This is a genomic window from Aquabacterium sp., assembly GCF_049317225.1.
Lineage (GTDB): Bacteria > Pseudomonadota > Gammaproteobacteria > Burkholderiales > Burkholderiaceae_C > Aquabacterium.
Genome location: NZ_JBMOIR010000010.1, coordinates 95,881 through 106,181, shown reverse-complemented (window position 1 = coordinate 106,181; position 10,301 = coordinate 95,881). Strand labels below are relative to the sequence as shown.

Genomic DNA, 10,301 nt, shown 5'->3' with positions numbered 1-10,301 from the left:
CCATCGCCATGTGCGGCAAGTACACCGACCTGTCGGACTCGTACAAGTCGCTCAACGAAGCACTGCGTCACGCCGGCATCCACAACCACGTTCGCGTCAACATCGAGTACGTGGATTCGGAAACGCTCAATCCCGACACCGTCAGCGCATTGGCTCAGTACGACGCCATCCTCGTGCCCGGCGGTTTCGGCAAGCGCGGTGTCGAAGGCAAGATCTGCGCAGCGCAGTTTGCCCGTGAAAACAGCATTCCGTACTTGGGTATCTGCCTGGGTATGCAAGTGGCCACCATCGAGTACGCCCGTCACAAGGCTGGCCTGACCGATGCCAACTCGACCGAGTTTGAACCCAGCACACCGCACCCCGTCATCGCTTTGATTGACGAGTGGCTGGATGCTGATGGCACCGTGCAAAAGCGGGATGCCTCGTCCGACCTGGGCGGCACGATGCGTCTGGGCGCGCAAAGCTCCGACGTGGCTGCGGGCACGATCGCTCACGACATCTATGGCCCAGTGGTCACGGAACGTCACCGCCACCGCTACGAAGCCAACGAACGTTACCTCGACAAGCTGCGCGAAGCAGGTCTGGTGATTTCGGCCATCACGCAGCGCGAAAAGCTGACCGAGATGATCGAGTTGCCCAAGACGGTTCACCCCTGGTACGTCGGCGTGCAGTTCCACCCGGAATTCAAGTCCACCCCCTGGGACGGCCATCCGCTGTTCACGGCTTACATCAAGGCTGCGCTGGATCACCAGGCTGCGGCCAAGAAGTGACCCGATCGAACAAAGGATTGACGCCATGAAACTCTGCGGTTTTGATGCTGGCCTTGAGCACCCCTTCTTCCTGATCGCTGGCACCTGCTCCATCGAAGGTCTGGAGCTGTCGCTTGAGGTGGCGGGCCGCCTCCAGGAGGCTTGCGCGCCTCTGGGCATCCCGCTGATTTACAAGGGCTCCTTCGACAAGGCCAACCGATCCTCGGGCACCACCGCCCGTGGCTTGGGCATCGACAAGGGCCTTCAAATCCTCGATGAGGTTCGCCGCCAGACCGGCCTGCCGGTGCTGACCGATGTGCACGACGAATCACAGGTGGCCGAAGTCGCCAGCGTGGTCGACGTGTTGCAGACGCCGGCCTTCCTGTGCCGCCAGACCGACTTCATCCGTGCGGTGGCCAAGTCGGGCAAGCCGGTCAACATCAAGAAGGGCCAGTTCCTCGCGCCCTGGGACATGAAGAACGTCATTGACAAGGCCCGCGCTGCCGCGCAGGAGGCTGGCCTGTCGCCTGACCGATTTCTGGCCTGTGAACGAGGTGTGAGCTTTGGCTACAACAACCTCGTGGCCGACATGACCAGCTTGGCCGAGATGCGCAAGTCCGGCGCACCGGTGGTCTTTGACGTGACCCACTCGGTGCAGAAGCCCGGCGGCCTGGGCGGTGCCAGCGGTGGTGCCCGCGAGATGGTGCCGGTGCTGGCGCGTGCCGGCGTGGCGGCTGGCGTGGCCGGCCTTTTCATGGAAACCCACCCCGACCCCGCCAAGGCCTGGAGCGACGGCCCCAATGCCGTGCCGCTCAAGCACATGAAGGCCCTGCTCGAAACCCTGGTGGAGCTCGACCGCGTCACCAAGAAGAATGGTTTCCTGGAAACCAACTTCAACTGAGCCCATAAAATCTGCGGTTTGCTAGAAGAGCAAGCCGTCTTTCGCTTTTCAAACTATCTATCTTTTGAGGAACCCCAGATGAGCGCCATCGTTGACATCATCGGCCGCGAAGTGATTGACAGCCGCGGTAACCCCACCGTCGAATGCGACGTCCTGCTGGAAAGCGGCGTCATGGGCCGTGCGGCCGTGCCGTCTGGCGCTTCGACCGGTTCGCGTGAAGCGATTGAACTGCGTGACGGCGACAAGAGCCGTTACCTGGGCAAGGGCGTGCTGAAGGCCGTTGAGCACATCAACACCGAAATCGCCGAAGCCGTGCTGGGCCTGGACGCTTCCGAGCAAGCTTTCCTGGACAAGACCCTGATCGACCTCGACGGCACCGACAACAAGGCTCGCCTGGGCGCCAACGCCATTCTGGCTGTGTCCATGGCCGTGGCCCGTGCCGCAGCCGAAGAGGCAGGCATCCCCCTGTACCGCTACTTTGGTGGCATGGGTGCCGTGCAGATGCCCGTTCCGATGATGAACGTCATCAACGGTGGTGCACACGCCAACAACAACCTGGACCTGCAAGAGTTCATGATCCTTCCCGTGGGCGCTCCTTCGTTCCGCGAAGCCCTGCGTTACGGCGCTGAAGTGTTTCACGCACTGAAGAAGATCATCCACGACAAGGGTATGTCCACGGCCGTGGGTGACGAAGGCGGTTTCGCACCTTCCGTTGAAAGCCACGAAGCAGCCATTCAGCTGATCCTGGAAGCCATCGAGAAGGCCGGTTACGTGGCCGGCGAGCAAATCGCTCTGGGCCTGGACTGCGCCGCTTCCGAGTTCTACAAGGACGGCAAGTACCACCTGGAAGGCGAAGGCCTGACCCTGACCGCCGAGCAGTGGACCGACATGCTGGCGACCTGGTGCGACAAGTACCCCATCATCTCGATCGAAGATGCCATGGCTGAAGGTGACTGGGCTGGCTGGAAGCACTTGACCGAGCGTCTGGGCAAGAAGGTTCAGCTGGTGGGTGACGACCTGTTCGTGACCAATACCAAGATCCTGAAGGAAGGCATCGAGAAGGACATCGCCAACTCGATCCTCATCAAGATCAACCAGATCGGCACCCTGACCGAAACGTTTGCTGCCATCGAAATGGCCAAGCGCGCAGGCTACACCGCCGTGATCTCGCACCGTTCGGGTGAAACCGAAGACAACACGATCTCCGACATCGCCGTGGGCCTGAACGCTGGCCAGATCAAGACCGGTTCGATGAGCCGTTCGGATCGCATGAGCAAGTACAACCAACTGCTGCGCATCGAAGAAGATCTGGGCAATGTGGCTGAGTACCCTGGCCGCGCTGCTTTCTACAACTTGCGTTGATTCATGCAAGTGCGATGACACCGCTAGGTGTCATCCCCAAAAAGACGGGACCTTCGGGTCCCGTCTTTTTTGCGCATGACCGTGGATAATATGAAGATGCGTTTCGCCACTCTTGTCCTGCTTGCGCTCATTGCGGTAGTACATGCCGAACTCTGGTTCGGCAAGGGTGGTGTGCCGCGCGTGATGTCGCTGCGTACGCAGGTTGAAGCGCAGCACCAGGCCAACAGTGCCGCGCAGGCGCGTAACGATCAGTTGGCCGCCGAGGTGCGAGACCTTCAAGAAGGACTCGAGATGGTGGAAGAAAAGGCCCGTGTCGAGTTGGGTATGGTGAAGCCTGACGAAATTTATGTGCAGTTGACACACAGCCTGCCCCAGCCCATGCAGGCAGCATCGGCTCCTGTCTCGCCTTGATGTTTTCTCTTGCAGATGTGACCAGCCATCTGGCTTGGCTAGACCCTTTTCTGGCGCCCTTGTGGATCGGATGGGGAACCCCCGTTAGCACGCTCGAGTCCGTGGCATTTGCGCTCTCCATCTGGATGGTTGGCTGCAATCTGCGCGTCAACCCCACGGGGTGGCCTTTGGCCATCGCCAGCTCGGTACTGTATGGCTTGCTGTTTGTGCGCAGTCGCCTTTACGGAGAGGCGGCCTTGCAGTGGGTGTTCATCGTCATGTCGGTCTGGGGCTGGTGGCAATGGTTGCGCGGGCGCGATGCATCTGATCAGGCGCTGGTGGTTCGCGCCATGACGCCTCGTGCACGCTGGATGGCATGGATCACCTTTACCCTCTTGTGGCCAGCGATCGGTTTGCTGCTGTCGCGTGCCACCGATTCCGATGTGCCTTGGCTGGATGCGTTGCCCACGGCAGGCAGCCTGATTGGTCAGTATCTGCTGGCTCGCAAACGCGTGGAAAACTGGCCCGTGTGGTTGATGGTGAACGTCGTCAGCATGGTCTTGTTCGCTTACAAGCAGTTGTGGCTGACCGTGTTGCTGTACGGCGTATTTGCCGCGTTGTCGGTGATCGGGTGGCGTGCCTGGCGACAGATGCTGCCGCCCACAGAGATGTCATGAGTGCTGGGCAGCGCAACGTGATTGCCGTTGTCGGCGCGGAAAGCACCGGCAAGACATCACTGGTGCAGGAATTGGTGCGCCTGCTCGTCTGCAAAGGGCTGGATGTGGCCATGGTGCCCGAGGTGTTGCGCGAGTTTTGCGACGACCACGACCGGACACCGCATGTTCACGAACAATTGGCCATCGCCCGGGCGCAAACTGCACGCATCGAGCATGCGGCCAAACAGCATGCCTGGGTCGTCGCCGACACCACGGCTTTGATGACGGCGGTGTACAGCGACTACATTTTTCAGGATCCGAGCCTGTACGAAGAGGCAACGCGCGACCATGCGGGCGTGGCACTCACCTTGCTGACGTCGTTGGATGTGTCGTGGACGCCGGATGGCTTCATCCGAGACGGTGCACACGTTCGCGAGCCGGTGGACGCCCTGATCAGGCAGGCCTTGATGGCGAATGGGCTGTCCTTTCAAGTGGTGGCCGGCACCGGTGTGGCACGCGTGAACCATGCCTTGAGTGCAGTGGAGCACCTGATCACTGCGGCCCAGCGGTCACCGACGCAGGCCGTCCCGGGGCGCTCGACGTGGCGCTGGTTCTGTGACAATTGCGACGATGGCGAGTGTGAGCAACATTGGCTGACGCGACTGCGATGACATGACGTCGGCCCCCGAACGCAACCATCCCGCGCTCACCGTCTTGTGGCAGGACGCGCACTATGTGGCCATTCACAAGCCCTCGGGCTGGCTCGTTCACCGCACGGGTCTGGATGCGCATGAAACGCGCATCGTGTTGCAGCATTTGCGTGATCAACTCGGGCGCCCGGTATACCCCGTCCACAGGTTGGACAAGGGGACGTCCGGTGTTTTGTTGATGGCATTGAGCAGCGAAGCCGCCCGCGCCATGGCGCAGGTCTTCGAAGCTCACCAGATCGACAAACACTACGTGGCCATGGTGAGGGGGTGGCCCGCTGAAGCGGCATGGACGGTGGACCACGCGCTGAAACCGGATGACGCCCCCGCGGATGCGCAGGCTCAGGCGGCGCAGACGCATTTTCGAGCGATGGCTCGCCTGCAATTGGATGTGCCGGTGGACCGCTACCCGACCACGCGCGTGGCGCTGGTTACGGCCGAGCCTTTGACGGGGCGGCGCCACCAGATTCGGCGACACCTCAAACATGTGGCGCATCCCATCATCGGCGATGCCACGCACGGCAAAGGTGCGCACAATCGGTGGTGGGCGGACCGGTTGGGCCTTCAGCGACTGTGGTTGCATGCCACATCGCTGCGGTTTGAGCACCCCTTCGACGGACAGGTCATACGCTTGCAGTCTGACTGGCTCGACGAGGGCCTCAACCCGGACTGGGCGCAACTGTGGCGAACCCATGCATGGGTTCGCCCGGATGAGTCCACTTACTGAAGTTTGTCGGCGGGAGGCAACGCGATGTCACCTTCGGCGAACAATTCGGCGGCATCTACCGGATCAAACTGATAGTGCAGGCCGCAGAAGTCGCAACCGATCTCGACTTGCCCCTGCTCGGCAATGATGGCGTCAACTTCTTCCTTGCCCAAGCCCTTGAGCATGCCTGCCACGCGCCCGCGTGAGCACGAGCAAGCGAATTTGGGGCCATTGACGCCCTGCATGGCTGGGAAGCGGCGGATGTCCTCTTCCCAGAAGAGCCGACGCAGAATGGTGTCGGCGTCTAGCGTCAGCAACTCTTCCTCTTTGAGAGTGGCTGCCAGGTAGGACACGCGGTTGTATGCCTCGGCCAAGTCGATGTCTTCGGCACTGCGGGCGCCTTGTGCGAGGTTGGATTCGCCCTCTACTGGCAAGCGCTGAATCAACAGGCCTGCTGCCACTTCGTCGTTGGCGGCAAGAATTAGCTTGCTGTCCAGTTGTTCAGACTGGCGCATGTACTGCTCCAGAACCGAGGCCAAGTCATGCAAGGGCTGACTGTGGGCATCGTTGAGGGGCACGACACCTTGGTAAGGTTGCTGGCCGGGCAAGCGGTCTTTGGGGTCCAGGGTGATGGCGCATCGGCCCCGGCCATGCACATTCACCATTTCACCGAGCGGCAGTCGGCCATTGTCTGTGGCGGGTAACTCGCCAACGACTTTGGCCGTGCTGCGAAAGCTCATGTCGGGTTGGACTTCGGTAACCGCCACCTTCACGGGGCCATCGCCGAAAATTTGCATGACCACCGCACCGTTGAACTTGATGTTCGACTGCATCAAGACGCCCGCCGCACTCATCTCACCTAGCAGGCGGCGCAGCGGCGCATCGAAGTGTCCGGCCCCTTCGCGGCGGCGCAGCACCTCCTGCCAACTGTCGGTCAGGCGGACGAGCATCCCGCGAACGGGCAGGCCTTCGAACAAAAACTTGTGCAATTCACTCATGAAAACTCATTCTTTCGGTGCGTCGATTCGTACCATGTCGGTCTGATATTGGGCCGCTTTGTTCACATACAAGGCAGTGCCCATGTGCATGCGGGCAAAGTCGGCCTCGGTCAGTGGCCGCACGGCCTTGGCGGGCGAGCCCATGATCAGCATGCCGTCGTCGAACACCTTGCCCTCGGTGACCAGGGCGCCGGCCGCCACCAGGCAGTTCTTGCCAATGACGGCACCGTTGAGCACCACGGCCTGGATGCCGATCAGGGCACCGTCCCCGACGGCGCAGCCATGCAGCATGGCCTGATGCCCCACTGTGACGTTTTCGCCAATCGTGAGCGGGAAGCCAATGTCGGTGTGCAGCACCGACGACTCCTGCACATTCGAGTTACGCCCCAGCACGATGGGTTCGTTGTCGCCGCGCATGGTCACATGAGACCACACGCTGCTACCTTCCGATAGCGTGACCTGACCGATCACATCTGCCGATTCGGCCACGTAGGCCGATGGGTGCACGGTTGGAGTCTTGTCCTTGATCCGGTAGAGCGCCATGACGAGCCGGGCTGCTCAACGAGGCAGACCTGAAGTGGAAATGCCGCAATTTTACGAGGGACGCGAGCCGACCGTGGCGACTTTGTCGGCCCAAGAATTTATGATCAGGGACATTCCACATCACCCAAACGTTCTGGATCGGATCAAGGTATGAAAACTGTCGGAGACAAGCTCGAGTCTTTCAAGGTCGTGGGGGTCAAGCCCGGCTTTCTGCAAGAGGTCGAGCACGGTCATTCCGCGTTCGAAGACATCACGGAAAAGAGCTTTCCGGGCAAGTGGAAGGTGATCTACTTTTACCCGAAGGACTTCACCGCTGTGTGCGGCAGCGAGGTGGTCGGGTTTGATAGGCTTTCCAAGGCGTTTTCCGATCGCAATGCCGTGCTCATGGGCGGGTCGACCGACAACGAGCACTCCAAGCTGGGTTGGCGCCGCGAGAGCAAAGACCTTCAACAGTTGGCCCACTACAGTTTTGCCGACGAAACCGGGTCACTGCTTGACCAACTTGGTGTGCGCGACAAGGAAAAGGGTATTGCCCTGCGCGCGACGTTCGTCGTGGATCCCGATAACGTGATTCGTCACGTCACGGTCAATGGCATCTTCGTGGGGCGCAATCCCGAAGAAACGCTGCGCGTTTTGGATGCGCTGCAGACCGAGGCCCCGTGTGTGTGCAATCGTGAGGTCGGTGGCGAGACGCTCTGAGTGCCATGATCATTCTGCTTTCTCCGGCCAAGAGCCTTGATTACGAGACGCCCGCCTCGACGGACCGACACACGTTGCCGCAGTTCATTCAAGAGTCTGCGGCCTTGATTGATGTCTTGCGACCGTACACCCCCGCGCAAATCGCCTCGCTGATGGACCTCAGTGATGCCCTGTCCTCCTTGAATGTGGCGCGTTATGCCGCATGGTCGAGCGAGTTTTCTGCCGAAAACTGCAAGCAGGCAGTTTTGGCCTTCAATGGTGATGTGTACGAAGGGCTGGATGCCAACAGCCTGTCGGAGGCCGAGCTCGATTGGGCGCAAAACCATGTTGGCATCTTGAGTGGCCTGTATGGTGTGCTGCGCCCGCTTGATTGGATGCAGCCCTATCGACTGGAAATGGGCACCAAGCTGGCCAATGCGCGCGGCAAGGACCTGTATGCCTGGTGGGGCGACACCCTGGCCCGTTACCTGAATGAGCGCCTGAGCGAGCAGGGGGACGACCTGATCATCAACCTGGCGTCCCAGGAGTATTTCAAGTCGGTCAAGCGCAAGGCCTTGCGAGCGCGCGTGGTCGAGTGCGTGTTTGAAGACTGGAAGGCGGGCAAGTGGAAGGTGGTCAGCTTTCACGCCAAGCGAGCCAGGGGACTGATGGCTCGCTATGCCATTCAGAAACGGGCGAAAACAGCCGCGGATTTGCTGGCCTTCGACAGCGAAGGCTACGCGTTTGATGAAGCCTCATCGACGGCGGATCGTATGGTGTTTCGTCGGCGCGCAGAAAGTTGAAGATTTTTCGTTAAGTGCGTCAACCGGCTTTCATTGACGCTCGTTAAGGTTGCACAGGCCGACTTTTCTGGTCTGCACATTCAACCGTTAGATTCACTGGAGATTTCCATGAAAAAGCTGATTGCCGCTGTGATTGCTTCCGTGTTTGCCGTTGGCGCTTTCGCCGCTGAGCCTGCAGCACCTGCTGCTTCTGCTGCTGCGTCTGCCCCTGCTGCCAAGAAGGCTGCCAAGAAGGCTCATCACAAGGCCAAGAAGGCTGCTGCTGCCGCTTCGGCTGCTGCCTCCAAGTGATCTGATGCTGCGCCGCTGATCGGTGCAGCTCGGTACAAAAAAGCCCGGATGACTCCGGGCTTTTTTCATTTCGCACTCAGCGGTTGCCGCTGGCAGTGTGGCGAGGCTTGCCCCCCGCGCGCGAGCCCGACGTGGCGTTGCCGCATTTGTCCTGACGTCGACCGTCGGATTGGCGTGCGCCATTGGGGGCGCCAGCGCCGGGGCGACGACCCGCTGCGTTGCGATCAGCAGGGCGACGGTCGTTGGCAACACCTTGTGCCGAAGGGGCACGTTGCCCCCCGCGCGAGCCCGGTGCGCCGTGCAAGACGCGTCGGCCCAGTTGGATGGGCTCGGGGCGCGCGTGCGGATCTGGTTCAAAACCGGGAACGGTTTCGCGCGGAATGGGGCGCTTGATCAGCTTTTCGATGTCGGCCAGGAAGCCTTCTTCATCGATGCAGACCAGGGACAGCGCCTCGCCTTCGGCGCCCGCACGACCGGTTCGGCCAATGCGGTGCACGTAGTCTTCTGCCACATTGGGCAGTTCGTAGTTCACCACGTGAGGCAACTGGTCGATGTCGATACCACGGGCGGCGATGTCGGTGGCGACCAGAACCTGCAGTTGTCCGGACTTGAACTCAGACAAGGCGCGGGTGCGCGCCCCTTGGCTCTTGTTGCCGTGAATGGCCATCGCCGTGATGTCCTGCTTTTCCAGGAATTCGGCCAAACGATTGGCGCCGTGCTTCATGCGAGTGAACACCAGCACCTGATGCCAGTTGTTCTCTTTGATCAGGTGCGCCAGCAACTCTTTCTTGCGGTCGCGATCCACCGGGTGCACCTTCTGGGCGATGGTGTCGGCCGTGGCATTGCGACGAGCCACTTCAATCACCTTGGGTGAATTCAGCAGACGCTCGGCCAGTGCCTTGATCTCGTCGGAGAACGTGGCCGAGAACAGCAGGCTTTGCTTCTTTTGCGGCAGGATGGCCAGCACACGGCGGATGTCATGGATGAAGCCCATGTCCAGCATGCGATCGGCTTCGTCCAGCACGAAGTACTCGACGTGACTCAGATCCAGGTTGCCCTGCTGGTGGTGGTCGAGCAGGCGGCCGGGTGTGGCCACCAGGATGTCCACGCCTCGGCGCAGCGCGTCGACCTGCGGGTTCATGCCCACGCCACCAAACATCACCATGGACTTGATGGGCAGGTACTTTCCGTAAATGCGCACGTTTTCTTCGACCTGGGCCGCAAGTTCACGTGTTGGGGTCAGGATCAGGGCGCGGATGACACGCTTTTGCCCGGCTTGACGGGGCCTGGCGGCCATCTTGTGCAGCAGGGGCAGCGTGAATCCGGCGGTCTTGCCGGTGCCGGTCTGTGCACCCGCTAGCAAATCTCCTCCGGTCAATACCGCAGGGATGGCTTGTGCTTGGATGGGGGTAGGGGATGTGTAGCCGGTTTCTTGGACGGCTCGCAATAGTGGCTCAATGAGCCCCAGACTTTCAAAAGACATGTCGACTGTGGCCCATGAAGGTAGTCGGCGACTG

General features: G+C 60.7%; 13 protein-coding genes. 10 read left to right on the top strand and 3 right to left on the bottom strand.

Annotated features, from left to right (window positions below; genetic code table 11):
* From ACOYNB_RS08920 to ACOYNB_RS08890, 7 genes are all read left to right on the top strand, one after another.
* Nucleotides 1-770, top strand: a 770-nt coding sequence (locus ACOYNB_RS08920; RefSeq protein WP_422838738.1) for a CTP synthase, incomplete at its 5' end; no start/stop codon positions are given.
* A 25-nt stretch (nt 771-795) separates the two neighbouring features.
* Nucleotides 796-1,650, top strand: coding sequence for a 3-deoxy-8-phosphooctulonate synthase (gene kdsA / locus ACOYNB_RS08915; protein ID WP_422838737.1), 855 nt, complete (start codon nt 796-798; stop codon nt 1,648-1,650).
* A 78-nt stretch (nt 1,651-1,728) separates the two neighbouring features.
* Nucleotides 1,729-3,012: a phosphopyruvate hydratase gene (eno, locus tag ACOYNB_RS08910; protein ID WP_374259216.1), complete on the top strand. Its 1,284-nt coding sequence runs from the start codon at nt 1,729-1,731 to the stop codon at nt 3,010-3,012.
* 90 nt (nt 3,013-3,102) lie between these two features.
* Nucleotides 3,103-3,423 carry a cell division protein FtsB gene (ftsB, locus tag ACOYNB_RS08905; RefSeq protein WP_422838736.1) on the top strand — a complete coding sequence of 107 codons (321 nt, stop codon included), beginning with the start codon at nt 3,103-3,105 and terminating at the stop codon, nt 3,421-3,423.
* A complete protein-coding gene (gene pnuC / locus ACOYNB_RS08900; protein ID WP_422838742.1) occupies nt 3,423-4,079 on the top strand; it encodes a nicotinamide riboside transporter PnuC in 657 nt (218 codons plus the stop codon). The genes ftsB and pnuC overlap by 1 nt, the downstream gene beginning before the upstream one ends.
* On the top strand, nt 4,076-4,729 hold the full coding sequence (locus ACOYNB_RS08895) for an AAA family ATPase (protein WP_422838735.1): 654 nt from the start codon (nt 4,076-4,078) through the stop codon (nt 4,727-4,729). Before pnuC ends, ACOYNB_RS08895 begins: the two co-directional genes overlap by 4 nt.
* Nucleotide 4,730: 1 nt before the next feature.
* The gene (locus ACOYNB_RS08890) at nt 4,731-5,492 is read left to right on the top strand and encodes a pseudouridine synthase (protein WP_422838734.1); all 762 of its coding nucleotides are present in this window, start codon (nt 4,731-4,733) and stop codon (nt 5,490-5,492) included.
* Here ACOYNB_RS08890 and ACOYNB_RS08885 read toward each other — a convergent pair.
* A complete protein-coding gene (locus tag ACOYNB_RS08885; RefSeq protein WP_422838733.1) occupies nt 5,486-6,469 on the bottom strand; it encodes an Hsp33 family molecular chaperone HslO in 984 nt (327 codons plus the stop codon). The two genes, ACOYNB_RS08890 and ACOYNB_RS08885, sit on opposite strands and share 7 nt — an antisense overlap.
* 6 nt (nt 6,470-6,475) lie before the next feature.
* A complete protein-coding gene (locus ACOYNB_RS08880) occupies nt 6,476-7,012 on the bottom strand; it encodes a gamma carbonic anhydrase family protein (protein WP_422838732.1) in 537 nt (178 codons plus the stop codon).
* Nucleotides 7,013-7,162: 150 nt separating this feature from the next.
* Between ACOYNB_RS08880 and ACOYNB_RS08875 the strand changes: the two genes are divergently transcribed.
* The 3 genes from ACOYNB_RS08875 to ACOYNB_RS08865 all read left to right on the top strand — a co-directional run bounded on the left by ACOYNB_RS08875 (nt 7,163) and on the right by ACOYNB_RS08865 (nt 8,784).
* Nucleotides 7,163-7,711, top strand: coding sequence for a peroxiredoxin (locus ACOYNB_RS08875; RefSeq protein WP_422838731.1), 549 nt, complete (start codon nt 7,163-7,165; stop codon nt 7,709-7,711).
* Between the two features lie 5 nt (nt 7,712-7,716).
* A complete protein-coding gene (yaaA, locus tag ACOYNB_RS08870) occupies nt 7,717-8,493 on the top strand; it encodes a peroxide stress protein YaaA (RefSeq protein ID WP_422838730.1) in 777 nt (258 codons plus the stop codon).
* 108 nt (nt 8,494-8,601) lie between these two features.
* Nucleotides 8,602-8,784, top strand: a complete 183-nt coding sequence (locus ACOYNB_RS08865; protein WP_422838729.1) for a hypothetical protein — start codon at nt 8,602-8,604, stop codon at nt 8,782-8,784.
* A 76-nt stretch (nt 8,785-8,860) separates the two neighbouring features.
* Here ACOYNB_RS08865 and ACOYNB_RS08860 read toward each other — a convergent pair whose 3' ends face one another.
* Nucleotides 8,861-10,267, bottom strand: a complete 1,407-nt coding sequence (locus ACOYNB_RS08860) for a DEAD/DEAH box helicase (RefSeq protein WP_422838728.1) — start codon at nt 10,265-10,267, stop codon at nt 8,861-8,863.
* Nucleotides 10,268-10,301: the final 34 nt, after the last annotated feature.